This window comes from Chitinivibrionia bacterium (genome assembly GCA_009779925.1).
Lineage (GTDB): Bacteria > Fibrobacterota > Chitinivibrionia > Chitinivibrionales > Chitinivibrionaceae > WRFX01.
Map to the genome: position 1 here is coordinate 1 of WRAZ01000012.1, position 24,576 is coordinate 24,576.

The window sequence follows — 24,576 nt, forward strand, 5'->3', positions numbered from 1 at the left end:
CTAACCCTCGACAAATTTGATAAATGCCAAAGACAAAGCTTTTGCAATTATTGCGAGTTTCAAGAGTTGTGTATAAAATAATTCATGCTTAACTTATCTTTAACCTAATGTTTAACTGAAAACCACCTTAAAAGACATTATGCCATTGTCTAAAATTATCGACCATTATAGTTTTTTCTCACCCCCGTCCTCTCCATTTTGGGCTTTTGCAAGGCAAAAAGCAGGGGGCAAAGACAAGCAAGGCGATAATTTTTTCCCTCCCTCAATGAAAATTCCGCAACCCAGCCTCTCGCGCCCAGCGCATTGCTTGGTCGAATTCTCCGGGGATCAGTCGTCTGTTAAGCGGCGGATAATCGTTTGCCATAAACTTTGGCGTGTATTGGCTCATAATATTTACGTGGGTATCCGTGCCGAGTTCGTCGGCGACCCAGCGGACAAATTTATCCGTCCCCGCAAGATTTTCGGGCAAAACCAAATGACGAATAAGCACCCCGCGACTTGCAATGCCGTTGGGGCGCAACGTGCCGACTTGTCTGTGCATTTCTTTTATGGCGGCGGCAGTATGCTCCGTATAATTCGGCGCTCCTTTTGAAAAGCGCGCGGCAATCGCAGAGTCCTGATACTTAAAATCGGGCAGATAAATATCGACAATGCCGTCTAAAAGTTTAACGACCTCAAGCGACTCGTATCCGCTGGAATTGTAAACTAACGGCAAATGCAACCCGTCGGATATGGCAATGCGAAGCGCTTTTATAATATGAGGCAAAACGTGAGTCGGCGTAACCAAATTTATGTTGTGGCAGCCTCTGCGCTGAAGTTCGAGCATCATATTTGCAAGCTCGGCGTGGGTGGTTTGCGTTCCGTCGCCGCGGTGATTTATTTGCCAATTAAGGCAAAATACGCAGAGCAAATTGCAGTTCGAAAAGAAAACAGTTCCCGAGCCGCGCACGCCGCGAAGCGGTCTTTCCTCGCCGAAGTGAGGAGCAAACGAAGCGACCTTAAAATCTCTTCCGAGAGAACAAGCGCCCGCTCTGTCCGCCGCGCGATTGACATTGCAATTACGCGGACAAAGACGACAAGGCGAAAATAAATCCCAAAGCGCTTGCTCGCGTTTTGCAAGTTCGCCGCTGAGTTCCAAATCAATATATCTGAGCGCCTGTGTGTTTTCTATCTGTATATTTTCACCGTCGATGTCAATAATTTCCATAGGTTTTTCGGCAAACAAATTGCGCGCCAAACCTATTCCTCCCAAAGCGGTTGCCGCGCCTGCCGCAACGATACCGCCTTTAATAAAATCTCTTCTGGATAGCACCATAAAGACCTCCTTTTTTAAGAAAAATAATATAATGCCGCTTAAAATGGTATATAAAAATATAAATTTATGGCAATTTTCAAGCATTTTTTTGGTTTTGGCAGAATGTATTTTAGTACTACTATATGCCGAATTTGCGGAGATTTATACTTCGCAGTTTTATATTTATCAAATAGGCGAAATAGCCCTTTAGGTTGTTATGCCGTCCTATTTTGATAAACAAAAAACAATAGACATATTCGGTATATGGTAAAACTCAATATGGGCAGAACAGCCGTTGAAATTTTCATGCAGATAAATTCTCCTCATATTGATTATACTAACAAATAAAAAAAGGAGAAATTGGTATGCCATTTTCAAAATTCAAAGTCGCGGCGATTGCCGTTTTGTTGTCGATTGGCATTTGCTTTGCGAGTGTCTTTTGTATGAACTGCGGAACACAATTATTAACAGGAACAAATTTTTGCGGACAATGTGGAACTGCTGTAGATAAATTTTCCACACTACAACAGGTGCCGCCTGAATTGCACATGCTGCAAAACCAAACCAATGAAAGGCAAAATGATAATGTTCGTGTTGTTTTACATAAAGAGAAGAATGATGTAAATAATGACTATGATAATCGCGCCATGAGGGTGATGTTGTCGCATATTGAACAAGGGCGTTCATTTTTGGTAGGTGTAGCAGAAAGAAGATCGGCAGACTCCATTAATATTATAGTTCGTCATTTTGAACGTATAGATGGAGATGGCGTTACAAAAACTACATCTCTTACTTTTACAGGCGTGCGAACCAGCAGTGCCAATCTTAGTGTTGATGTTTTAGAGTTTTACATTAATGATAATTTGTCGTTTTTTCTAGTAAACAATAACTGGGTCAGCGGCGGAAGCAGTGGAACATTTGACGGAAAGGGTTTGATACGCGAGCTTTTTAAAAGAAACGTGAGAAGAGAAGTTAGAAAATTTTTCAGCAACATCAATTTTTATAGGCAAGCAAGTAATGTGCCAACAAGAGTTATATAGTGTCGAAGCAACCAATATCAGCGGCAGGCGGTTTGTACATTCGTCGAGAGTTGAAATAAACATATAACATTTTATACAATTTTCACCCAGTTTGTAGAGCCAAGGCATGCCTTGGCTCCTTTTTGTTTGCGGCAAATATTATATTTATATGAAAATGATAACAAAGGAGAAAAAATGCCGACTGCGTTTTCTTTTTTCGGAATGAGATTTTATTTTTACTCAAAAGAGCACTTGCCGATACACGTTCACGTGGAAAAAGGCGACGCGTATGCGAAATGGGCGCTGGAGCCCGAAATCTCTTTTATCGAAAACAATGGTTTCAAAAAACAAGAATTAAAACTTGCCGAAAGTATAATTGAGGAAAACAGAGAGACTCTAATATCGAATTGGAATAATTATTTCGGAGGTAAATAATGTTCGGTAAAAACGCAAAAGTTTCGTTTGATAAGGATAATTTATTTCTTTGCACGGAAAACAATAAGGTTTTCGTGCAACCGTTAAGTGATTATCCTATATTGAAGAAAGCAACCGCCGAACAAAAAACAAAATGGAAACTGTCAAATGTCGGTATTCGTTGGGAAGAAATCGACGAAGATATAAGTTTCGATAGTTTTTTGTATGTCAAAAATGATTCATTAGTGGTAAAAATGCGTTAATAGCAACACAAAACACAACAATTTTCCCATTTCACCCAAAACAAAATATTATTTTATGCGTGCGAAAAAAGACAAATTGTTTAGGATTTAGTTCCTGCAATTCGTAGCTCTTTAATTTTAAAATTGCTAAAAGCAACTGCCTTGTGGCTGTTCTGCTTGCTTTTTGCGGTTTTTATTATTTTAATCTGTGAATTGTTTCAATTCGTCTTTTTTCGCAGGAATATGAATTTTGGCGGAACAGCCTTGTAGCTGTTTTGGCTTAACTTTTTAACTTTGCCGAAAGAATTTGGCAGAAAGGCGGTTTTAATATGAGTAAATTACTCAATGCTATTGGCGGTTTTACATTGTTAGCGACAATGTGTTTTGTATTTGTCGGATGCACATCAGCGGCAAGAACAAACACTTTATCAGCTTTGGAATTCGCGCCATCGGCACACACAACAGCGACACTTGCAGATTTAGTTGTTTCCGACAGGAAAGTAATGGGGCAAGCAAGCGGGCTTCCCTCTCTCAGGAGAGCGTTGGAGCAAGAAGCAATTGCTAATGCGTTGCAAGGAAATGCAGATGCTTTAGTTGGAGCGAACTTCTTTTATGAAACTAAAGGAACGAGAGCAGAGAGAAATCAAAATATGACTATAGTTGTTATTGGCTATCCTGCTGTTTTCAAAAATTTCAGAACGCCCAAAAGTGAAGACATTTGGCTTTTCGGTAAGCAGGAGGCAGCAAGATGAAAACAACTTTTTGCTTAGGAACTATTGCTTGCATTTTGCTGATAGCCGGAACTGCGAGCGGACACCACGGAACAAGAAGTGCAAGAAACACTCTACCCGCAATTGAAATTTCTCCAGCCATTAAAGCTCTTCCCGTAGTTGCGGATTTATCTGTATCTGAAACGCGCGTAAGAGGCGAAGCAAGCGGAAAGATAGAAGAAGGTATTGAAAGTTTGCAACGGCAGGCAATAGCAAACGCGCTCGGACACAACCCTCCATCTATTACTGCGCCCGATGTTCTTATAGGAACAACATTTTTTTACACACAAGAAGGACATAATCTTGACGTGGTAGCTACAGGTTATCCTGCATTTTTTACAAATTTTCGTTCTGCCCAAGAAGGCGATGTTAATTTTTTAAGCGTTCATACTGCCTCGAGAAATGAAAACTTGAATTCAACAAGCAGTTCGAGTTATAGAGGTATGAGAATAACAGGAATTGTATTGACTTCTACCGTTTATGGCGCACCCATAGGCGTTCCGCTTATTATTATTGCTAACAGGAAGTCAAGAAGCCGGTAGCGACAATAGATTTTCCCGTTCGTCGAGAGTTGATGTGAGTAGATAATTTTTTTCATACAATTTTCGCCTAATTTGTAGAGACGCAATGCTTGCGTCTCCTTTCTGTTGTTGGCAAATATTATTTTTAATACAAACAAAAGGAGGAAACTAAATATGGGAAACATCGGAATTTGGAACATTTTAGTAATATTGCTGATTTTCTTGTTGCTTTTCGGCGCTAAGAAATTGCCCGAACTTGCAAAAGGGCTCGGCAGCGGAATTCGCGAATTTAAGAAAGCCGCCAAAGAAGTTGAAGACGAATTATCGACCGACAAAAGCGTAGCGGCAAGTGAGCAAACAGCAAACGACAACAAATAACGAAATGTCGCTGATTGCGCACATAGAAGAACTGCGGCGCGCGCTAATTCGCAGTGGAACCGCCATAATATTTAGTATGGTTCCCTGCCTCGTTTTTTGGCGGGAAATATTCGAGATTGTCGCAATTTATCCGCTTCGTTTCAGCGACCCCACGCCTATAATCATTTACACCGCCCCCGCCGAAGTGGTAATGCTTAGCGTAAAAATCGCGCTAACAGGTGGAATTTTGCTCGCCTCGCCGTTTATTTTCTGGCAGATTTGGAAATTTATCGCCCCCGCCCTCTACAAAAACGAACGCGCCGTAATTTTGCCCGCCGCAATCGCTTCGACCGTATGTTTTTTGGCGGGATTTACCTTTTGCTACTTTTTGCTTCCGTTTTTATTGCAGTTTTTAACGGGATTTGCGGCAGGGCAAGTCGAGCCGTTTTTCAGAATTGACGAATATTTTCGCTTCCTCATAAAAATGGGTTTTGCCTTCGGAATTGCCTTTGAACTCCCCGTAATTTCGTTTGTTTTGGCAAAAATGGGAATTATCGACCACCGTTTTATGATTAAATATTTTCGCTACGCAATTATCTTTATTTTTATAATCGCGGCAGTTCTTACACCCCCCGACGCCATATCGCAAATCTTGCTTGCAATGCCGCTTTTACTGCTTTACGCGCTCGGAATTTTGTTGGCGTTTTTGGCGGGAAGGAGAAAAAAACAATGACAAGCGGAATAGCCCTTTCGGAAATTCTTATAGTTTTGGCGCTAATCGTTATTTTAGTTAAGCCTAAAGATATTCCCGAAATTTTGCGCAAAGTTATAAAACTTGCCCATCAATTACGCGCCGAATTCAAAAAACTTACAGACGAACTCGGAAAAATCTGATGCTCAGAATGCCCAAATCTTATATGCGCCCTATTTTGACAGGGCAAAAAAGCGATTTTGTCGCGCAAATTTTGATTGACGAAAAAATAAACACAATCTGCGAAAGCGCAAACTGCCCCAACAAAGGCGAATGCTTTTCGGACGGCACGGCAAGTTTTTTAGCGCTCGGAAACATTTGCACCCGAAACTGCAAATTCTGCGCATTAGGTTGTAAAGACAAGGCACGCCTTGTCTCCCCCTCTCCCCTACCAATCGACGAAAACGAGCCGCAAAAATTTGCAACCGCCATAAAAAAACTCGGATTGTCAAGCGTTGTAATAACCACCACCACCCGCGACGATTTACCCGACGGCGGCGCAAATCATTTGGCAAAATGCGTTTTGGAAATAAAAAATCAATGCCCGAATTGCAAAATCGAAATCCTTATTCCCGATTTTAACGGCGACAAAAATTCCATTGAAATAATCCTGAACTCCCCCATCGACTGCATTTCGCACAACATAGAAATGCCGAAAAATTTGTATCCCAAACTTCGAGACAAAGCAGATTTTTCACGTTCCATAGAAGTGTTAAAATTCCTTAAAAACAACTCGAAAATCCCGATAAAAAGCGGATTTATGCTCGGACTTGGCGAAAGCGAAGCCGAAATAACAGACCTGATAAAAACGCTCGCCGAAATCCCGATAGACATTTTGAGCATCGGACAATATTTTAAGCCGACAAAACTCGCTTTCGACGTACAAAAATATTACGAAGCCGACGATTTTGAAATTTTCGCGGAATTCGCCCGAAGTTTGGGCATAAAAAAAGTACATTCGGGCGTTTTTGTAAGGACTTCGTATAAAAATTGTTGAATTTTGTGATTTGGCAGGTATAAATTATGTATTTTTGCCTGTAATAATAGTGGGAATAAATTACACACGTAGGAAACCCAATGCCGAAGACCGTTAAACAATCGTTAAATCCTGCTTTTTTGAAGCAAAAGGTTGAGCAGGAGCAAATCGAAAAATTCGACAAAGAATTCTCGGATATGCTTGGGCGTATAAACGAAAAAGAGAGCGAAGAATTTCATAAAGGGCTGATTAAAGATTTTTTGAACGCGGTTTATTATGAAAGAAAGCATTACATAAATACAAAAGACGATATTGACTTGGTTATTCATAATACCCAAAGCGAAAAATCGCCCGTCGGCGTGGTTATAGAAACAAAAAGTCCGACCGCGAAAACCGAAATGATAAGTTTGCAAAACCTTAATCTTAAGTCGCTTCAGCAGTTGGTTTATTACTATATGAAAGAACGAAAAACGCAGAAAAACTTTGAACTTCGGCATTTAATTATCACTAATCTTTACGAATGGTTTGTTTTTGACGCGCAAAACTTTGAAAAACTGTTTTACGGCGACAATAAATTTGTTAAACGCTTTGAAGAATTTGAGGCGAAAACCTTGGCGGGCACAAAAACCGATTTCTTTTACAAGGAAATTGCCAAAGACAAAATCGAAACTATAAAAAACGATATAATTTTCACGCATTTCGACATTCGCAAAGAAAATCACGAGCATTTATATAAGTTTTTTGCGCCCGAAAATCTCTTGAAAATCCAGTCGGAAACAACCGACAGCAACCAACTGAACAAAGAATTTTACGGGGAACTTTTATATATTATCGGCTTGGAAGAAATTGCAGACGGCGGCAAAAAAATTATCGTGAGAAAAAAAGAAAATCGCGACCACGGCTCAATTATAGAAAATGCCATTGAACAAATAGAATACAATAACAAAGCAAAAAACGAAGAAGATGCAGTAGGTTTTGCTTTCGATTTGGCGATAACTTGGATAAACAGAATTCTGTTTTTGAAATTGCTTGAAAGCCAAATTCTGAAATATCATTCGCAAGACAAAAATTACGCCTTTTTATCGACCGAAAAATTAAGCGGATACGGCGATTTGAATATGCTTTTCTTTGGCGTTTTGGCTAAAAAGATAAATGAGCGCAACGAACGGGTAAGCGCAAAATTTGCAAATGTTCCGTATCTGAACAGTTCGCTTTTTGAGCAAACGGATATGGAAAACGAAACGATTGGCATAAATAGTTTGGACGACAATGCCGAAATTGCAATTTATCCGAAATCGGTGTTAAACAAAAACGCAAGACAAGGAGACGTAAGCATTACGTCTCTACGATTAAAACCGTTGGAATATTTTCTGAAATTTTTGGACGCTTACGATTTTAGCGGCGAAAATTCCGATAAAACGCTGATTTCGGCGGCGGTTTTGGGTTTGATTTTTGAAAAAATTAACGGACACAAAGACGGCTCTTTCTTTACTCCGTCGTTTATTACGATGTATATGTGCCGCGAAACAATCGGGCGTTCGGTTGTGCAGAAATTCAATGAAGTCAAGGGTTGGAAGTGCGAAAACATTACAGATTTATACAATAAAATCGCCGATATTGCAATAACGGAGGCGAACGCGATTTTCAATTCAATAAAAATTTGCGACCCGTCGGTTGGCTCGGGACACTTTTTAGTATCCGCTTTGAACGAAATGATTTACTTAAAGTCCGAACTCGGTATTTTGGCGGATAAAAACGGAAAACGATTACGGGATTATCAAATATCAATAGAAAACGACGAGTTAATAGTGAAAAATTCCGACGGCGACATTTTTGCATACAACCCCAGAAACATCGAAAGCCAACGAGTTCAAGAAACATTTTTCAACGAAAAACAGACAATAATCGAAAACTGTTTGTTCGGAGTGGATATAAACCCGAATTCCGTAAAAATTTGCCGTTTACGCTTGTGGATAGAGTTGCTGAAAAACACATATTATCGTCCGTCCTTCGACTCCGCTCAGGGAACAGGTAAAGATTTAGAAACATTGCCGAATATTGACATAAACATAAAATGCGGAAATTCGCTAATCAGCAGGTTTGATTTACGCCGAATTATTGTTGAAGGTCGCGAAATCGGAAGCGGTAATTTAGCAACTACAACACAAAAAATTCACGAATACAAAACCCTTGTTTCTCAATACAAAAAATGCTCCGACATTAAAGAAGGCAAGAAAAACATTCGTGAAAATATCGCGAAAATAAAAAAAGAACTTTACGAAATAAAGAAACACCAAGATTTAGATTTTCTCGAATGGCAAGCAGCAAAAACGAAATACGACAACCACCTTTCTTCAATGCGTTTAGACGAAAAAAGATGGGACACTGAGCGTGAAAAATTAGAAAAAGAACTAGAAAAACGAGAAAAAACATACCAAGAAAAAGCGGCAAGCAACGCCTTTGAATGGAGCTTTGAATTCCCCGAAGTTTTGGACGAGAAAGGCGATTTTGTCGGGTTTGATTTAGTAATTGGAAATCCACCGTATGGAACATCTTTATTGTCGGAAACAGAAAAGAAATTACTAAAAAACAATTATGAAACATTTGAATATCAGGCGAATACATACGTTTTGTTTTACGAAAAAGGAACAAATTTACTTAAAGAAAAAGGGATGCTTGCTTTTATCACTCCTGCAACTTTTGCAAATCAATTTTATTTCAAAAAAATTAGAAATTTTTTACAGAAATATAGGATTGAAAATATTTGTAAATATTTTTTTGAGGTCTTTGAAGAAGCAGATATAGGTGATACGGCTACACTGATTATCAGTAAAAATGAAAATAAGAAAACAGACGTCAAAGTCCTTTTGTGCGACAAGCAAGAAGATGTGCTAAATCAACCTATACTACGTTTATATGAGGAATTTTTTAATCAAGATGGCACATACAACTTAAATAGTTCAGAATTCAACATTCAGGAATTATATACAAATACCGTTTCGCTAACAAGTGCAACAAATGTGATTGTTGGGATAAAGGCTTATCAAAAAGGCAAAGGCAACCCTAAACAAACAGAGCATACCGTTGAAAATAAAATTTTTACCGCAACGACAAAGATAAATGATACTTATATTCCGTGTATTATTGGAAAAGATTTTCATCGATATTGCCTTTTAAACAGCCCAGCGATGTTTTTAAGTTATGGCAAATGGCTTGCAGAACCACGAGAAACAGCTCCTTTTTTTGATGATGAAAAAATCGTTTTACGACAGACATCAGATTGCTTAATAGCACATTTGGAAACAAACAAATACATAAACCTAAACAACGTTTATAACATAGGGAAAATTGACGAAACGTTTAGTTTGAAGTATTTATTGGCACTGTTAAACAGTCGTTTGCTTAATTCAGTATATCAAAAAATCGCACAAGAGAAAGGACGTTTGTTTGCCGAAGTTAAAAAAGTCAATCTCGGAAAATTACCAATAAAAAAAGTCCCGTTGTCAGAACAGCAACCGTTTATTGCTCTTGTTGATGAAATTCTCTCTGCAAAAAAGGAAAACCCTGCGGCTGATACGAGTGAGTTGGAGAGGGAGATTGATTTGTTGGTTTATGGGTTGTATGGGTTGAGTGAGGAAATATAAGAATGAAAATCTGATACTTTCATTCTTATTACCAACACAAATATAAATGATTTTTACCTTATTCGTCTAGCCAAACACTCATTCGTAATATTTTCGAAAGGTATTGTTTCTTTTGTATCGGTTGTCTCTTCCACATTAGCAACAAAAGGATAAAGTCCATTACGCGTTATTTTCCTAGGCACTAATCTAAATAAATCAGAAACAAGCGTGGACATTTTTTCCTGTGGGTGCTCTACAATTGCTTCACCACATATTATTTCTAATTTCCCTAAACTTTCTTGCGTATCAGGATCTAAAATTTCCTCGCCTAGATAATAGATTTGAAAACGCTGACCTTTCGCTACATTATCAGCAATTCCTTTGTTAATAACGATTTTTTTATCGTCAATAACTTTAATTACTTTCGCCTCAATTTTTTCATTTGTCAAAACCATTTTAATTCTCCTTTTAGTAAATCTTTGTGGATTGTTGGCTTTATTTTAATTGCACAACAATCTTTTTTGTTGTTTTGCAGATTTCCAATTAGTTCATAGTGTTCGTTATTTGAAATATCGTTATCATAGAAAACAATTTGCATATTACCGCTTGTGTTAATTGTCTCTACAATTCCAATTCCAAGTAATTTTTCAATTTGACTGTCAAATTGTTGATGACAAATTGATACCATCATACCTTGTGAAAATAGTTCGTTTTTTTCTACTATAAACGTTAATTTTTTTGCTCTATCAATCGCTTTTACTCTTGGTAGAGTATATAAAACGACTCTCTCTTTTGATTTACAAATTCCATACGTAATAATACACATAAAATAACCCAATATAATTACCAAAGACAAAAGCCACATAGGGACAAGGTGGCTTGGTGTAAATATCCACCACAACAAACCTATTAGAAACGTAAAGCCAACTGTAATGCTTCCAACTAACAATTTGTCAATTTGCGTAAGAAATTTCCTCAAAATCACCTCTTGAAAATATGTCAAATTAGTTATTTTTTACTCAAAAACATTCTAAAATACTAAAATGCACAACAAGATAAACGAAATTATGGTAATGTTGTCAGACTTTCCGCCGAAATCGAACGCAACCTCATCTCCCAACGCACACGCGAAGTTCCCTCGCCCGTAAAAAAGTGGAGAAAGTTAAATTAGGTCGTCCGTTCGGCAGTAAATCGAAAGTCAAAAAATTAACAGGCTGAGAAATGGAAATCAAAGAATTGCTTGATAAAAAAAGTTCCCAAAAGCGTTATTGCTCGGATTTTAGGGGTGCATAGATTGACGGTGGCGGAGTTTGTGAAACTGTTTTATGGCGGTTAGATGATTTTATTAGCAAAAACGAGGGCGCTGTTCTCGTTTTTGTTTTTGGGATTTGGCAAATGGTATATTTAACAAAAAGAACCCCCAATAAACAAGGAGTTTATTATGTATTCATTAAAAACCAATGCCTGCAAAACTTTGAGAAAATCAGAGGCGCAAAGAATCTTAGGAGCAATGCGACGGGCTGCCGAGATAGCAGGAACTTCCGATATTACAGACGAGGAAATAAATGCAGAAATTGCCGCGGCGCGCAAAGAAAGACGAATTATGGGTGAGATTTGAATTTGGAGAAACGAGGGCAATCTCCCTCGTTTTTTGTTTTGGGGATTTGGCAAATATTATTTTAATGCCGTTGGGCTAAAAAATTAAAACAAATCAGGAGAAAAAATGAAAGAACTTATTGAAGAACTAAAATTGGAAATCGTTGATTTATTCGAACTTTCTGATATTACACCGAATGACATTGATGAAAACGCGCAACTTGTAAACGGCGAATTGGGTATCGACTCCATCGACACGCTTGAACTAACAATTATGATTGAGAAAAAATACGGCGTAAAAATCCCGAGCCCGCAGGTAGGGCGCGAAGTTTTTGCGAGCGTCGCAAGTATGGCAAAATACATTTCGGAGAACAGAAATCAATGAAAATTCCGATAATTCGCCACTCGTTTAACTGCGAAAATATTTCCAAACAGACGGCGACGGGCGCTCAATCAGGCGATAATTACGGAAAAACCGAAAAATTTGCCGACATTGTCCTTGATAATCTGCTTAAAAATGTAAATTTCGACGAATTTTCGTCCGCATTGTTTGTAGGAACAACCGTCGGCGGTTTAGACAGAAGCGAAAGCGAATATCTGAAAGCAAAAAAAACAGACGAAATTATCGGTAAATCTTTTTTGAGACACGAAGCCGGCGAAATGACGAATTTTTTAGCCGAAAAATATAAATTCAAGCAACATTTTACGATTTCCGCCGCTTGTTCTTCAGGACTTCACGCAATCGGACTTGCCAAAAAAGCAATCGAAAAAGGCGCCGTCGATTTTGCCGCCGCCATCGGAAGCGACGCCTTATGCGGACTTACCGAAAACGGCTTCGGCTCGCTTATGCTGATTGATCCGAGCGGAAACGCCCACCCGTTCGACAAAAACAGGGCGGGAATAAAATTAGGCGAGGGAGCGGGCGGCGTTATTTTATGCAGTGAAAAATTCGCAAAAACAAACAATCTCAGCCCCGAATTTTACATAATCGGATACGGCTCGTCCTGCGACGCATATCACGCAACCGCGCCAAGTCCAAACGGAGAAGGTGCGATTTCGGCGATAAATCAGGCGATTAACGAAGCGGGAATTTCGCCCGATAAAATAGACTGGATTTGCTCGCACGGCACAGGAACTTTAGACAACGATTTGACGGAAACGAATGCTTACAGAGCAGTTTTCGGAGAGAATATTCCGCCGTTTATGTCGTTTAAAGGCGAAATCGGACACACGCTTGCCGCAAGCGGAGCGATTGAAACCGCAATGGTTTTGAACGCAATGAAAAATGGGATAATTCCACCGTCGGCTGGTTTTACGGAGCAAGATGAGGACATCGGCGTTTCTCCGAATACCCAAGCAATAGATAAGCAAAGCAAATTCGTGTTAAAAACATCTTTTGGTTTTGGCGGAAACAATTCGGCGGTGGTAATTGAAATGTGCGACGTCAGGGCGTATTGCATACGCCCTGATGTTTGTACGTTATATTCAGGGCGTATGCAATACGCCCCTACAATTACGCAAACCGTAAAAATAACAAAAAGCGATTTAGATACAATGAAAAACCTATTGCCATCGTCTCTTGCCAGAAGAGTACCGACCGTATATCAGTTGGCGTATTTGGCGGCGAAATCAGTTATCGAAAGTCAGAAAAAAATCTCGGAGGCGACGGTCGCCCAGGCGATAATTTGCGTTTCCGCGCTTGGTTGTTTGGACGAAACTATTTCTTTTTTAGATAAATTTGACGAAACGGGTTTAGGCTCGCCTAAAGATTTTGTTTTTTCTACGCACAATTCGCTCGGCGGAATGCTCGCAAAAGAGTTCGGAATTAAAGGCGCAAATTTTACAGTATGCGACCGTTCCGTTGAAAGCGCGTTAAAAATCGCCGAGATTTTGGACGAAAAAGTAATATTAATTGTAGAATTTGACGATGCGAACGAATTTGCAGAAAAAGTAATGCAAAAATGCGGTAAAACTCGCTCGAATTCGGTAAGTTTTGCTACCGCATTTTTGTATTATAAATAACAAGAAAAAAGTAAACCAAAAGATTTGGAGAAATATTTGTTTTCAGTGAAATGGGGAATTTTTTTCTAAAACTGAATTTTTCATTCGTTTTTTTACTAATCCCTTGCGCACAGTTTCAGGAATATAGTATTTTGAAAGAAAATAAAGAGGAGGTTTGCCTTATGGAAATCAAAATCACAGACAATGTTTATAGTGAATTTGTGAAAAATTCGCGAAACATAGAAAATTCTCCTGTGAGAGATGAAAAAAAGGGATTTTGGGACATATTCGACGAAAAAGAATCTGACATTTCCCAAAATACAATGTTTATGAATTTTCTCGCTAACATAAATACCGAAATTCCTGCATAAGGAGATTTGATGAGACGAGAAAATGACCCGTTTGAGTTTCCTGTTTACGAAAACATCTCTCAAAAAGTTGCTGTTATTACGGCGGCAAAACTCTGTAAAACGATAAACACCGCACCTAAATCTTTATTTCCCGAAAATTTACAATGTAATGCTGTTGTTATGTGTGAAATTATAAATAAAATTCAAATGCGAAAAGTTTATTTCCGTGTATTCCACGACTGCATTATGGGAGAAATAAACGAGGTTGCATTATATTGTTTTTGGATAGTCAAGTTTGTTCCGTTTTATGCTGAAAAACAAAACACATTAGAATTAAATGTAAAAATAGCCGTTTATTTATTATTGAGAACACTCACGTATCACGTTAACAATAAAAAGTGTGGAACATTACGCATAGACGAAAAAACTCTTAATGAAATTTACTATGCTCTAAAAAACCGTGATTTATCAAAAGAAGCAATTATGATACTTGCAAGCGCGTTGGTCAGATAATTTTCTTTGTTTTATGTTTATTCTTTACACTATTCTCGGACTATTTTTCGCACTGATGTTCTGCGGAGTTCGGTTTTTGTCGCTGAATATTTTCGGAAAATCTGTCTGCAAAATTAAAAATGCGCCCCAAAATACGATTTATCTAACTTTCGACGACGGTCCTAGTCCGAATATTACGCCGCGCGTTTTGGAATTACTGAAAAAATATAATCAAAAAGCGACTTTTTTTTGCATTGCCGAAAACGCGAAAAAATATCCCGAAATTGTAAGAAAAATCGTCAAAGACGGGCATACTCTCGGCTCGCACGATTTACACCACCATTGGACAAGTAATTTCAGAATGACAAAAAAAATGACAGAAGAAATTGGCGAAAGTGTACGAATTTTGGAAGATATTCTAAATACAGTAAGGGCAGGTTTCAAACCTGCCCCTACGAAAATCCGCCTCTATCGTCCGCCTGTCGGGCTTTCAAATCCGCATTTGTTTGGGGCGCTCAAAAAACTGGATTTGCAATGCGTTGGTTGGTCGAAATCAACGCGAGACGGGGGAAACCGTATTTTATCGGCTATAAAAAACATTCCGAATTTGGCAAAGGCGACTGCCGCCCAAGACGGCGATATAATTTTATTGCACGACAACTCCCCTGTTCAAAATGAGGAGTTGTTTTTAGAAAAGGTTAATGGGTTGTTGGCTAATCTTCAAGAATTCCGGAAGAAATCTCTTCCTCTTTCTGTATAACTATAGGACGAATAAACAAATCTCTGTTTTCCCTTAAATGCCTAACGCGGCGATTTTGCAGAACTCTCAAAAGGCGCATTTCGGGAATGTCGTCCACGCGAATTTGGGCGGCAATGTTCAACAATGAGTCGAATTCTGCGCCGTTTTGGTTGGAAACGCTTATTGCCATTACGTAGTTTATGTATGCCGAAATGCTTTGATTTTCGGATAATTTTACCGCCCGCTCAAAATGATAGCGCGCTTTTTCGGGGTCGCCGCCCATAGACGCGGGCATTGTGCCGAAAAGCGTTATGAAAAACTCGTCAAGCGCGCCGTTTCCGTAGTCGGGGTTTAGTTCGGCTACTCTAAAAAGAAGCGCTTTTGCTTGAGGAACGGTTAGCGCAAGGCGAAAATTAGACCTGTCGGAAGTAAATGCGCCCATCCACGCAATTCCCGTCCAATAAAGCAAATCTATGTCGCGAATTCCGACGGCGGCAAGAGTTGCTTCGGGATTTTTTGCCAATTCCGCGCGAAAATTCGGGTGGCGCAATTCTAACGCCGAAAGTCCGTAGTCCCTTGCTCTAATGTACATATTTCTTGCGCGGGTAAAAAGGTGTCGTCTCATTATAGGGTCGCTTGTAGTGTCGGCGTTGTAGTGAAGAAACGCATAAGCGTAAGACGCAAAGCCCATAGCCGCCGCGCTTCTAAGCCCGACGTGCCTCGGATTTGCCTCGATAAGTCCCTCGTACATTTTCAGCGCCAAGGGAAGCGCCGCGGCTACAAATTCGGGGTCGTCGTCGTTCATTATGAAAGAGGCGTTTCCACCGCCCGAAAGAGTATCCGACACCCTGTTGAGCATTGTTTTTCTGCCGCATCCGTTCAAAAGAAACAGAGCAAAAATTAAAATTAATATCGAAATTTTCTTAATCATAAAGACCTCATATTTCTGTTATTTTTTTGCGTTTATATCCTTTAATACAGCTCTCGAACACATTGCGCCACCTATAATTGTGCCCGAAAATCCGCCGCCGGGAATTGAATACGCCGACGAAAGATACAAGTTTTCTATCGGCGTTTTGTGTTTGGGGCGTTCAAAAACCATCTGCCCCGGATTTTGCGCAAAACCGTAAGCGGTTCCCGTCGGATTTCCTGTGTAGCGGCTTATTGTTTTCGGCGTGCCTACCTCGTAAATTTCAACCAAATCTTTTATTCCGGGAAATTCTTTTTCTAAACGGTTTATCAAGATTTCGGCAACTTCTTTTTTCTTGTTTTTGTATTCTTCATCGCTTAAATTTTTCCAGTTTTCTATGTAGTCGGTTAAGCAAATTGTGGCGCAACTTTTGCCTTCGGGCGCCATTGAAGAGTCGATTTTTTCGTAATCTACAAAAAACATCGGGCAAGTTTCGTAGCCCGAACGCACGCTCTTCGTAAAATCGTTAAGCGTTTTTAAACTTTCGTCGAAAATAATAGTGTTGTACGCCTTAACGCCGACTGTTTCGAGCGTTTTTGAAAAGCCGATGTAAACAGACAAAAGCGAACTTGCACCTTTGTATTTACCGTATTCTTTTCGCAAAATATCGCTTTCATTTTTGGGAAGAATGTCGTATAAAATCGGAATTGCGCAGTTTGCGATTACTCTGTCGCTGTAATATTCGGCGGTTTCGCCTTTTTTGTTTTTCGCTTTTATTCCGACTGCGGCTTTTGTTTTTTCGTCGATAATAATCTCGTTTACGGTCGAGTTAAAAACAAGCTCTCCGCCGTTATCTTTAATGAATTTCGCTAAATAATCCGACAAATTCTGCGAGCCGCCTTTAACAAAATTTCCACCCCCCATAAGATAACTTGCCTGCGCCGACGAAAAATAAATCATCGAAAGTTCCATCGGATTATCGTGATAATAAGCGGTGTTCGCCGCAAGAATTAACTTCACTCTTTCATCTTTTACGTGCTTGTTCAAAAAAATTCCGAGCGTCTGTTTCATATTACTGAACAAATACGGCAAGGTTAACGGAAAAAACGCGAAAAGCAGAGGTTTATATTTCCCGAATTTTGAGATTTTATTTATATTTTTGCGAATTCCGATGACTGTCGAAAAGAATTTTTTTATCCCTTTTTTGTCGGCGGGGAAAAGTTCGCACAATTCGTTTATCGGCGCAATCGGGTCGTCTTTCATTGTAAAGTCAATTTTTTTGTCAGAGGTTTGGATTTTGTAAAATTCGGAAGCTTTCACTATTTCTATGTTATCAAATACTCCGAGTTTGTCAAAAAGATTGGTTTTGATGTCCTCTTTATAAAGCCCGTCCATTTCGTGCAAGCCCACTTCCATTTTGAAACCGCCGCGCTTAAATGTTGTCGCGCACCCCCCGGGAACCGAATGTTGTTCTGCAAGCAAAACTTTTTTTCCGTTTTTTGCCAAAAGCGCTCCCGACATCAGTCCGCCCAAACCCGTGCCGATTATGGCGACATCATATTTTTTATTTTCTGTCATTTTACACTCTTTCACAAAACAATTGTAAAACATTTCGAGCGAAAATACTAAATGGCGGGCAAAAAAACCGAAAAAATGCGATTATTGCAACATTTTAACATATTTAATAGTTGGCAAATAGTAATTTTGCGGCTTAAAAGATAGGAATTTACAAAAAAATTATGAGTTTTGACACTAAAAATCCACTGATAATACAAAGCGACGGCACAATTTTGCTTGAAGCGGATAATCCGAAATTCACAGAAGCGCGCGACTTGCTTTCGGGATTTGCACATTTGGAAAAGTGCCCCGAATATATTCACACCTATTCGATTACGCCGCTGTCTTTATGGAATGCGAAAACGATAGGACTTTCGGCGCAAACCATAATCGCCTCGCTCGAAAAATACACTAAATACCCAATCCCTTCAAATGTAATAAGTCAAATTGAGGAGATAAGCGGAAGATTTGGCAAAATAGAGTTGATAAAAGAGAACGGACGTTTAAAATTATGCTCCGTTGAACCCAAATTGCTCGCCCAGCTATCCAAAAACCCAAGTGTTTGCGATTATATAGATAAAGAGGGCGAAAATTACTTCGTGCAAGATAAATACCGCGGTGTTCTCAAACAAAAATTTATCGATTTAAACTATCCTATTAACGATATTGCAGGCTTTACCGACGGTGAAAATTATAACATAAAAATGAGAGAAGTCGGGCTTGACAAACAACCGTTCGTTTTGCGGAATTACCAAAAATTGGCAGTGGATTCATTTATCGGCGACGATAATTTGCGCGGTGCAAGCGGCGTAGTTGTTCTTCCCTGCGGCGCGGGAAAAACCGTTGTTGGCATAAAAACGATGGCTACTCTCGCAAAAAAAACGCTCATTTTGGTGACAAACATAACGGCGGCGCATCAATGGAAACGCGAAATATTAAACCGCACAAATCTGACCGACGACGACATTGGCGAATATTCGGGCGAGCAAAAAGTGATAAAGCCGATAACTATAGCGACTTATCAAATTTTGACATACCGTAAAGACAAAGAGGGCGATTTTTTGCATTTTTCTATATTTAATTCGCAGGATTGGGGACTTATAATTTACGACGAAGTGCATTTGCTTCCCGCTCCCGTGTTTAAGTTTACCGCAGAAATCCAAGCAAGACGTCGGCTCGGACTTACCGCAACTTTAATCAGAGAAGACAATTTGCAGACAGATGTTTTTGCGCTTATAGGTCCGAAAAAATTCGATAAACCGTGGAAAGACCTCGAAAAAGAGGGTTGGATTGCACAGGCAAAATGCGTAGAAATCCGTGTAGATTTGAATGCCGGAGCAAAATTGACCTATCTTTCGCTCGGAAAAAGAGACCAAATAAGAGAAGCGTACGAAAACAGAAATAAAATGCCCGTCGTTGCTGATTTGCTTGAAAAGCACAAAGGCGAAAAAATCCTGATTTTGGGGCAATATATAGAACAAATCGACCTTTACGGTAAAGAGTTCGGCGCGCCCGTAATTAAAGGAAACACAAAAAACTCGGACAGAGACGAATTGTACGAAAGGTTCAGGCACGGCGATTTGAACGTCTTGGTACTTTCGCGCGTGGGAAATATGGCAGTGGACTTGCCCGACGCGAACGTCGCCATACAGGTATCGGGAATGTTCGGTAGCAGACAGGAAGAAGCGCAACGGCTCGGCAGAATACTTCGCCCCAAACTTAACGGCTCGCAGGCGACATTTTATTCTATAGTTACGCGCGACACAACCGAGCTTGACTTTGCGATGAAAAGACAGATTTTTCTTGCCGAACAAGGTTATCCGTACGAGATTATTTACGAATAAAAGAAAAATTTAATTTAGTGGTAAAAAAACAAGCAAATTTCGATTTATTGTATTATACTAATTAGATATGGAGAAATTTATAATAAATGAACAATTTAAACGAAGGAGTAAGACTCAAATGAGAAAAATTTGGGCAGCGGCATTAGCCGTAATGATTTTAGTATCGACAGCAGTAGCAGGACCAGATCCTGATGAAACAAGAAACATCAGCAGATTTGGCCACGTGGGAGTATGGAACACTTTGTCAGCGCAAACATTGGGTTATGGCAGATTAGCACTTAATGTCTATGCAAACCATTCATTAGACAAAGATTTTATCAAAAATGTTTATCGTTGGGAAAGTCTTAGAGTACCAACCAGTACACTTCACTTTGATCCTGACTGGGATTATGTAGATGCGCGTCCAAGCATTACAACCTTTAATTTCAGTATAGCCTACGGTTTAACGCGGTTTTTGGATTTAGGCGTTATGCTTCCGCTTTATATAGACAACATAGGAGACGGTTTTACTTTCCCTAATTTCTCTAGAGCAGGCTTGAACTGGGACTGGCCCGGCAGAGGTGATGATCCTCTTGCATGGGTTGGTGATGGTTTTTGGACTCAGACAGGCATTGGCGATTTGGAAGTATCATTAAAATTCAGATATCCGCCCGTACAGCGTAATAACTTTTTCCAAATGGCGTATTACGGAGCGCTTACAGTTCCGACAGGTGTTGCTAACCACGGCTGGTTCCCGAGAGGCACTCAGTTTTTGGACCAAAGAATGGGAGCGGCATATATGTACGCGGGAGCGGACAATCCTTACACCGCTGATTTAAGGTCTAATACAGGCGCATACAACAATTTTACATCAGGCAGTCCCGAAGTAGATATGAAAATGCTTTGGACTTGGGATTTCAGAGAAATGTCTGATAACTTCCCTGTCCTTTTCCACATAAACTATGGTTTGCGTTGGATTACCCAGCATAGAAACGACCACGTGTTTTATTTGAACAGTGCGCTTGAAGTTCGCCCTACTTATTGGCTGAGCCTTTTTGCTGATTTCTCGGCGGCACCAAGATTTGGAAGCATAGCGCGAGAAGAATCTTTTGCATTATGGGGTCAGGGAGAACCGAATGAACTTAGACCAGGAACATACACAATCCAGCCAACTGCAGCCGATCAGTATTACAGAGGACGTGGATTACTTGACGACCCGATTCGTATTTCTCCCGGATTTGCCATTATGACGCCTCCCGGAATTACAGTCAGTATGGGTTTTGATATTTCTCTTGCCCACGAATACGGCGTATTCATTGGCGACAGACAAACATCGCAAACCGGCATGACACGAAACAATGACGGAACACTTGAAGCAAGCGGCACTCCCAGCAGTATTCTTATGGAAACAGGTGTTGAGCCTAAGTTGAGATTTGTAGCGTCGCTTGGTTGGAACGGACTTACTATTCCGAGTTTGCCGATTATGGCTCCGATTGAAGCTCCGAGACCGAGAGATACTATTACTGTAAGAGACACAGTATTCCTTGAAAGATTGATAATCGACACACTTGTAGTAGAAGTGGACAGACCGGTTGTGCCGACTCCGACCTTCACTATTAACGCATCGGTTGCGGCAGGTCAGGGAACAATAACCCCGATGGGAATAAACGAAGTAAGAGAAGGACGACTTGTAGTTTACAATATCGCTCCTGCACAAGGTTTCTCTATCGGACAAGTTCTTGTTGACGGTATAAATGTAGGCGCGGTTATGCAACACACTTTCCCAAGTGTTTCGCAAAACCATACAATATCGGTAATTTTCAATCAAGACCCGATTGAAATACCTGTGGAAGCGCCCGTTGCATTCGAAATTCCGAGAGAAGGATTGGTATTGAGAGGCGTTAACTTCAGAATCGGAAGCGCTGAATTGCTCCCCGAATCGTTTTCAGCTCTTGACCAAGTTGTTCGCTCGCTCAGAGATTGGCCAGAAGTTCGCCTTGAAATTCAAGGACACACTTCTGCGGAAGGCGTTCGCTCGGCGAGAAGAATTCAGAATAACCTGAGATTGTCTCGTGAAAGAGCATACTCGGTTATGCAATACTTCATACAGCAAGGCATTCCCGCGACACAACTCAGAGCTGTCGGTATGGGTGAAGAATTCCCCATAGCAAGCAATGATACGCAAGCAGGAAGAGAAATGAACCGTCGTGTAACTTTGGTTAGAATCGACGACTAAGCAACAGCCCCAAAACGGCTAAAAAGTTGCCTGTGAGAAATCACGGGCAACTTTTTTATTTTAGAAAAGATTACACCCGCCAAACGCAAAATGCCAACAAAGCAAAACATTACTACGTAAGTCGCTATAAAACAACGAGTTATTCACACCCACATTAACAACAAGGCGAGAGCTGTTTTTTTTGCACAAATTCACTTCCAGTGTTTTTTTATGATTTTTTGTGTTTTTTTGTGTTTTACGTGCAGAATTATAGTATATTATATGAGTATATTTGTTTTTATTAGATAATTTGGAGTTTTGAGTTTATGGAAAACCTTGGATATATGTCCTACGATGTTACGCTGTCGGGTGCTGCTGGAGCCACGAAGAATAAATTCGTGATGCCCGCCGACTTGCGTCCGTCTTTTCAGGGGCAAGGTAAATTCGTAATATACTCCAACGTAAAGTTAAGAACATTAACTATTATTGATGAAAAAACATACACGGACATTTGGGAAAAAGCCAACCCCGTCCAAAGAAGAAGTTTCAACGCGCGCCCGTATGACCCAAAAGACGACGCGCAAGCACGCGGCTCATTTTCTGCAAGCCAAATGGATTTGCTCGGAAACCCTGAATATGTAATTTTTAGCGCTCAAGATAAATATATATCTGTACAAAACCCCAATACGGTTAATTACGGAGAGATATCTGACGTCGATGAATTGATTGATTGATAAGCAGGAGATAAAGGTTATGATAAACGCAAAAAAAATCTATTTTTTGGGCATAGGCGGCTCGGGGTGCTCCTCGATGGCGTTTTGGCTGAAAGCGCGCGGCTTCGACGTGTGCGGTAGCGACCTTTGTTTAAGCGACGTTGTAAAAGAACTTATTGTAGCAGGTATCCACGTTCATATCGGGCATTCAGAAAACACGGATTTGCAGAAAAGTGATTTGGTGGTTTATTCCTCGGCAATAAAAGACGACAATATCGAACTTGTTTTTGCAAGAAATTCGCAGAAACCGACAATAAAAAGAGCGGCAATGCTTGCAATGATGGCAGAAGAGTGCAAAAACGTTATTGCGGTTTGCGGTTCGGCAGGAAAATCGACGACAACAGGTTTTTTGGCAAGTATTTTGAACGCGGCGGCGCTTTCTCCCTCGGTAATTGTCGGCGGCATTTTTTCAGGGCAGAAAAGCGGAGCGCAAATCGGAAACAACGACGAATATTTTATTGTAGAAGCGGACGAATACGACAGAAGTTTCTTGGAAATGAGAAAGGTAAAACTTGCCTTGTGCGTCGGAATAGAAGCGGAACACCTCGACATCTACAAAACATTCGACGGCGTAAAAGAGGCTTTTTTGCAGTTTTTCGGCAAAGTGGTAAACGACGGTTCGACAGTGCTTTGCATTGGGTCGGCGGGAGTTCGCGAAATTTTGTCTCAAATCGGCTGTGAAAAAATAACTTACGGATTTTCGGCAGACGCGGAATATCGAGCAGAAAACATAAGATACGAAAACGGAAAAACTGTTTTTGATGTTTATGAAAACGAGAATTTTTTGGGAAATGTCGAACTTAAGCTTATAGGCGAACATAACGTATTAAACGCGCTCGGAGCGATTTGCTCTGCATTGAAACTCGGAATTTCGTTTGAAACGGCGGCGCGCGGTGCAGGTGAATTCGACGGAATTAAAAGAAGAATTGAGAAAATTACCGAAATAAACGGAATTACAGTATATAACGATTATGCGCATCATCCGACAAAGATTTCGGCAACCCTTGCGGCATTGCAAAACGTTAAAACAAATCGGCTTATTACGATATTTCAGCCGCATACGTTTACAAGAGTGCGTGATTTTGCCGAGAATTTTGCAACCTCGCTCGAAAATGGCTGTGATGTTGTGCTTATGACTGAAATTTATCCCGCAAGAGAAAAACCGATTGAAGGCGTCAGCGAAGAAAGTATTGCAAAGTTTTTCAAGAAAGCGACATCGAAAATCGTTCCGCAAAAAAACATCGCGGAAGAATGCGCGAAAATTGCCAAAGCGGGCGATATAATCGTGGTAGTCGGCGCGGGTAATATTGACGAGGAAATTGAGAATTTAATAAAGGAATTGGGAAAGAATGGCTAAGAAAAGAAGAAAAGGTCCCAACGCTCAAAGAAAAGCGGCACAACAACGGGCAAAGGTTTCCAACTTTTTCGGGCGCGGCATTATTGCGGCGGCTGTAATTGCAGGAATTGCCTTTGTTTACTCGGCTGTGCTTCCTGTTGTAGGAGAAAAAATAACGCCTTATATCAGCATACACGGACACGAAATAAGAGGCGGAGAAAACTTGGATTTGAGTGCAATAGAAGATATTCTGGAACTCGACGAAAACGCACACCTTTTTAATGTATCGACCCGAGAAATTTCCAAACAGATAGCAAAAATCGAAGGCGTGGAAAAAGTCAGAGTAAACAGAAGACCGTTTGAACAGTCGCTTGAAATAAGGATTACACAAAGAACGCCCAGATACCTGTTCGTTATAAACAACGAATTACTGTGGGCTGACAGATACGGATATTTGTGGGCGAGCGAAAACATTGAAACGAGAGGCAATATTCCTCTGATTGTCGGACTTCGAGTTTTCCAAAGCGAATTTGGGCGTCGAATCGTTCCCGAAGACCTTAAAAGGTTAGAAAGAACATATTTAAGCGTAAGAGGAACGGGGAGAAATGCAAACAATATAAGAAGTATGCATTTTAGGGATTTTGGGATTGTGGAATTTACGGCAAGCAATATTTCGGTGCCTGTTCGCCTGAACGGAACATTGAGGTTCGGACTTGACGATTTCGTAGTATTTGAAGATATTTTACGCAGAAACAGAAGAGCTCCCGTGCGCTATCTGGACGCGTTTGAAAATGTCGTTTATGCAAGATAGTATAGG

Annotated in this window: 26 protein-coding genes and 1 pseudogene; 22 read left to right on the forward strand and 5 right to left on the reverse strand. The window is 40.3% G+C overall.

Annotated features, from left to right (window positions below; all coding sequences use genetic code 11):
• Positions 1-262: 262 nt before the first annotated feature.
• Positions 263-1,315: a twin-arginine translocation signal domain-containing protein gene (locus FWE23_05230; protein ID MCL2844836.1), complete on the reverse strand. Its 1,053-nt coding sequence runs from the start codon at positions 1,313-1,315 to the stop codon at positions 263-265.
• A 344-nt stretch (positions 1,316-1,659) separates the two neighbouring features.
• On the opposite strand from FWE23_05230, the gene FWE23_05235 reads away from it, so the two are divergent.
• From FWE23_05235 to FWE23_05280, 10 genes are all read left to right on the forward strand, one after another.
• Complete coding sequence (locus FWE23_05235) at positions 1,660-2,334, forward strand: zinc ribbon domain-containing protein (GenBank protein MCL2844837.1); 675 nt, start codon at positions 1,660-1,662, stop codon at positions 2,332-2,334.
• A gap of 174 nt (positions 2,335-2,508) precedes the next feature.
• Positions 2,509-2,748 (forward strand): DUF4160 domain-containing protein, encoded by a 240-nt coding sequence (locus tag FWE23_05240; GenBank protein MCL2844838.1) that lies wholly within the window; start codon positions 2,509-2,511, stop codon positions 2,746-2,748.
• Complete coding sequence (locus tag FWE23_05245; GenBank protein ID MCL2844839.1) at positions 2,748-2,990, forward strand: DUF2442 domain-containing protein; 243 nt, start codon at positions 2,748-2,750, stop codon at positions 2,988-2,990. The genes FWE23_05240 and FWE23_05245 overlap by 1 nt, the downstream gene beginning before the upstream one ends.
• A gap of 308 nt (positions 2,991-3,298) precedes the next feature.
• A complete protein-coding gene (locus FWE23_05250; protein MCL2844840.1) occupies positions 3,299-3,721 on the forward strand; it encodes a hypothetical protein in 423 nt (140 codons plus the stop codon).
• Positions 3,718-4,281: a hypothetical protein gene (locus FWE23_05255; protein MCL2844841.1), complete on the forward strand. Its 564-nt coding sequence runs from the start codon at positions 3,718-3,720 to the stop codon at positions 4,279-4,281. Before FWE23_05250 ends, FWE23_05255 begins: the two co-directional genes overlap by 4 nt.
• Positions 4,282-4,434: 153 nt before the next feature.
• On the forward strand, positions 4,435-4,638 hold the full coding sequence (locus tag FWE23_05260) for a twin-arginine translocase TatA/TatE family subunit (GenBank protein ID MCL2844842.1): 204 nt from the start codon (positions 4,435-4,437) through the stop codon (positions 4,636-4,638).
• A complete protein-coding gene (gene tatC / locus FWE23_05265; protein ID MCL2844843.1) occupies positions 4,610-5,350 on the forward strand; it encodes a twin-arginine translocase subunit TatC in 741 nt (246 codons plus the stop codon). The genes FWE23_05260 and tatC overlap by 29 nt, the downstream gene beginning before the upstream one ends.
• Entirely contained in the window at positions 5,347-5,511 is a 165-nt protein-coding gene (locus FWE23_05270) for a hypothetical protein (protein MCL2844844.1), read from the forward strand. The genes tatC and FWE23_05270 overlap by 4 nt, the downstream gene beginning before the upstream one ends.
• Positions 5,511-6,365 (forward strand): lipoyl synthase, encoded by an 855-nt coding sequence (locus FWE23_05275; GenBank protein MCL2844845.1) that lies wholly within the window; start codon positions 5,511-5,513, stop codon positions 6,363-6,365. Before FWE23_05270 ends, FWE23_05275 begins: the two co-directional genes overlap by 1 nt.
• Positions 6,366-6,445: 80 nt before the next feature.
• Positions 6,446-9,988, forward strand: coding sequence for an Eco57I restriction-modification methylase domain-containing protein (locus FWE23_05280; GenBank protein ID MCL2844846.1), 3,543 nt, complete (start codon positions 6,446-6,448; stop codon positions 9,986-9,988).
• Between the two features lie 53 nt (positions 9,989-10,041).
• Here FWE23_05280 and FWE23_05285 read toward each other — a convergent pair whose 3' ends face one another.
• Positions 10,042-10,422, reverse strand: a complete 381-nt coding sequence (locus FWE23_05285) for a hypothetical protein (protein MCL2844847.1) — start codon at positions 10,420-10,422, stop codon at positions 10,042-10,044.
• The gene (locus tag FWE23_05290) at positions 10,413-10,946 is read right to left on the reverse strand and encodes a hypothetical protein (GenBank protein ID MCL2844848.1); all 534 of its coding nucleotides are present in this window, start codon (positions 10,944-10,946) and stop codon (positions 10,413-10,415) included. The genes FWE23_05285 and FWE23_05290 overlap by 10 nt, the downstream gene beginning before the upstream one ends.
• 105 nt (positions 10,947-11,051) lie before the next feature.
• Between FWE23_05290 and FWE23_05295 the strand changes: the two are divergent.
• From FWE23_05295 to FWE23_05325, 7 genes and pseudogenes are all read left to right on the forward strand, one after another.
• Positions 11,052-11,303: pseudogene (locus tag FWE23_05295) on the forward strand (invertase).
• A gap of 105 nt (positions 11,304-11,408) precedes the next feature.
• Entirely contained in the window at positions 11,409-11,585 is a 177-nt protein-coding gene (locus tag FWE23_05300) for a hypothetical protein (GenBank protein MCL2844849.1), read from the forward strand.
• Between the two features lie 105 nt (positions 11,586-11,690).
• Positions 11,691-11,948: a phosphopantetheine-binding protein gene (locus FWE23_05305; protein MCL2844850.1), complete on the forward strand. Its 258-nt coding sequence runs from the start codon at positions 11,691-11,693 to the stop codon at positions 11,946-11,948.
• On the forward strand, positions 11,945-13,585 hold the full coding sequence (locus tag FWE23_05310; GenBank protein MCL2844851.1) for a hypothetical protein: 1,641 nt from the start codon (positions 11,945-11,947) through the stop codon (positions 13,583-13,585). Before FWE23_05305 ends, FWE23_05310 begins: the two co-directional genes overlap by 4 nt.
• Positions 13,586-13,746: 161 nt before the next feature.
• Positions 13,747-13,935 (forward strand): hypothetical protein, encoded by a 189-nt coding sequence (locus FWE23_05315; GenBank protein MCL2844852.1) that lies wholly within the window; start codon positions 13,747-13,749, stop codon positions 13,933-13,935.
• A 9-nt stretch (positions 13,936-13,944) separates the two neighbouring features.
• Positions 13,945-14,427 carry a hypothetical protein gene (locus FWE23_05320; GenBank protein MCL2844853.1) on the forward strand — a complete coding sequence of 161 codons (483 nt, stop codon included), beginning with the start codon at positions 13,945-13,947 and terminating at the stop codon, positions 14,425-14,427.
• Between the two features lie 76 nt (positions 14,428-14,503).
• Entirely contained in the window at positions 14,504-15,166 is a 663-nt protein-coding gene (locus FWE23_05325) for a polysaccharide deacetylase family protein (GenBank protein MCL2844854.1), read from the forward strand.
• On the opposite strand, the gene FWE23_05330 is transcribed toward FWE23_05325, so the two are convergent.
• Positions 15,120-16,076, reverse strand: coding sequence for a TRAP transporter TatT component family protein (locus FWE23_05330; protein MCL2844855.1), 957 nt, complete (start codon positions 16,074-16,076; stop codon positions 15,120-15,122). The two genes, FWE23_05325 and FWE23_05330, sit on opposite strands and share 47 nt — an antisense overlap.
• 18 nt (positions 16,077-16,094) lie before the next feature.
• Positions 16,095-17,633 (reverse strand): NAD(P)/FAD-dependent oxidoreductase, encoded by a 1,539-nt coding sequence (locus FWE23_05335; protein ID MCL2844856.1) that lies wholly within the window; start codon positions 17,631-17,633, stop codon positions 16,095-16,097.
• A gap of 161 nt (positions 17,634-17,794) precedes the next feature.
• Here FWE23_05335 and FWE23_05340 point away from each other — a divergent pair, with 161 nt between their 5' ends.
• The 5 genes from FWE23_05340 to FWE23_05360 all read left to right on the forward strand — a co-directional run bounded on the left by FWE23_05340 (position 17,795) and on the right by FWE23_05360 (position 24,570).
• Positions 17,795-19,456, forward strand: a complete 1,662-nt coding sequence (locus tag FWE23_05340; protein MCL2844857.1) for a helicase-associated domain-containing protein — start codon at positions 17,795-17,797, stop codon at positions 19,454-19,456.
• 118 nt (positions 19,457-19,574) lie between these two features.
• Positions 19,575-21,671: an OmpA family protein gene (locus FWE23_05345; protein ID MCL2844858.1), complete on the forward strand. Its 2,097-nt coding sequence runs from the start codon at positions 19,575-19,577 to the stop codon at positions 21,669-21,671.
• A 305-nt stretch (positions 21,672-21,976) separates the two neighbouring features.
• The gene (locus tag FWE23_05350) at positions 21,977-22,384 is read left to right on the forward strand and encodes a hypothetical protein (protein ID MCL2844859.1); all 408 of its coding nucleotides are present in this window, start codon (positions 21,977-21,979) and stop codon (positions 22,382-22,384) included.
• A 19-nt stretch (positions 22,385-22,403) separates the two neighbouring features.
• Positions 22,404-23,780 (forward strand): UDP-N-acetylmuramate--L-alanine ligase, encoded by a 1,377-nt coding sequence (murC, locus tag FWE23_05355; GenBank protein MCL2844860.1) that lies wholly within the window; start codon positions 22,404-22,406, stop codon positions 23,778-23,780.
• A complete protein-coding gene (locus FWE23_05360) occupies positions 23,773-24,570 on the forward strand; it encodes an FtsQ-type POTRA domain-containing protein (GenBank protein ID MCL2844861.1) in 798 nt (265 codons plus the stop codon). The genes murC and FWE23_05360 overlap by 8 nt, the downstream gene beginning before the upstream one ends.
• The last annotated feature ends 6 nt before the right edge of the window (positions 24,571-24,576 follow it).

Excerpts from the sequence above, each read along its gene's own strand:
- FWE23_05275 (MCL2844845.1), top strand. The coding sequence starts at position 5,511 with ATGCTCAGAATGCCCAAATCTTATATGCGCCCTATTTTGACAGGGCAA.
- FWE23_05280 (MCL2844846.1), top strand. The coding sequence starts at position 6,446 with ATGCCGAAGACCGTTAAACAATCGTTAAATCCTGCTTTTTTGAAGCAA.
- FWE23_05240 (MCL2844838.1), top strand. The coding sequence starts at position 2,509 with ATGCCGACTGCGTTTTCTTTTTTCGGAATGAGATTTTATTTTTACTCA.
- FWE23_05270 (MCL2844844.1), top strand. The coding sequence starts at position 5,347 with ATGACAAGCGGAATAGCCCTTTCGGAAATTCTTATAGTTTTGGCGCTA.
- FWE23_05315 (MCL2844852.1), top strand. The coding sequence starts at position 13,747 with ATGGAAATCAAAATCACAGACAATGTTTATAGTGAATTTGTGAAAAAT.
- FWE23_05250 (MCL2844840.1), top strand. The coding sequence starts at position 3,299 with ATGAGTAAATTACTCAATGCTATTGGCGGTTTTACATTGTTAGCGACA.
- FWE23_05335 (MCL2844856.1), bottom strand. The coding sequence starts at position 17,633 with ATGACAGAAAATAAAAAATATGATGTCGCCATAATCGGCACGGGTTTG.
- murC (MCL2844860.1), top strand. The coding sequence starts at position 22,404 with ATGATAAACGCAAAAAAAATCTATTTTTTGGGCATAGGCGGCTCGGGG.
- FWE23_05360 (MCL2844861.1), top strand. The coding sequence starts at position 23,773 with ATGGCTAAGAAAAGAAGAAAAGGTCCCAACGCTCAAAGAAAAGCGGCA.
- FWE23_05235 (MCL2844837.1), top strand. The coding sequence starts at position 1,660 with ATGCCATTTTCAAAATTCAAAGTCGCGGCGATTGCCGTTTTGTTGTCG.
- FWE23_05260 (MCL2844842.1), top strand. The coding sequence starts at position 4,435 with ATGGGAAACATCGGAATTTGGAACATTTTAGTAATATTGCTGATTTTC.
- FWE23_05305 (MCL2844850.1), top strand. The coding sequence starts at position 11,691 with ATGAAAGAACTTATTGAAGAACTAAAATTGGAAATCGTTGATTTATTC.
- FWE23_05350 (MCL2844859.1), top strand. The coding sequence starts at position 21,977 with ATGGAAAACCTTGGATATATGTCCTACGATGTTACGCTGTCGGGTGCT.
- FWE23_05255 (MCL2844841.1), top strand. The coding sequence starts at position 3,718 with ATGAAAACAACTTTTTGCTTAGGAACTATTGCTTGCATTTTGCTGATA.
- FWE23_05320 (MCL2844853.1), top strand. The coding sequence starts at position 13,945 with ATGAGACGAGAAAATGACCCGTTTGAGTTTCCTGTTTACGAAAACATC.
- FWE23_05245 (MCL2844839.1), top strand. The coding sequence starts at position 2,748 with ATGTTCGGTAAAAACGCAAAAGTTTCGTTTGATAAGGATAATTTATTT.
- FWE23_05330 (MCL2844855.1), bottom strand. The coding sequence starts at position 16,076 with ATGATTAAGAAAATTTCGATATTAATTTTAATTTTTGCTCTGTTTCTT.
- FWE23_05340 (MCL2844857.1), top strand. The coding sequence starts at position 17,795 with ATGAGTTTTGACACTAAAAATCCACTGATAATACAAAGCGACGGCACA.
- FWE23_05230 (MCL2844836.1), bottom strand. The coding sequence starts at position 1,315 with ATGGTGCTATCCAGAAGAGATTTTATTAAAGGCGGTATCGTTGCGGCA.
- FWE23_05310 (MCL2844851.1), top strand. The coding sequence starts at position 11,945 with ATGAAAATTCCGATAATTCGCCACTCGTTTAACTGCGAAAATATTTCC.
- FWE23_05300 (MCL2844849.1), top strand. The coding sequence starts at position 11,409 with ATGTATTCATTAAAAACCAATGCCTGCAAAACTTTGAGAAAATCAGAG.
- FWE23_05345 (MCL2844858.1), top strand. The coding sequence starts at position 19,575 with ATGAGAAAAATTTGGGCAGCGGCATTAGCCGTAATGATTTTAGTATCG.
- FWE23_05285 (MCL2844847.1), bottom strand. The coding sequence starts at position 10,422 with ATGGTTTTGACAAATGAAAAAATTGAGGCGAAAGTAATTAAAGTTATT.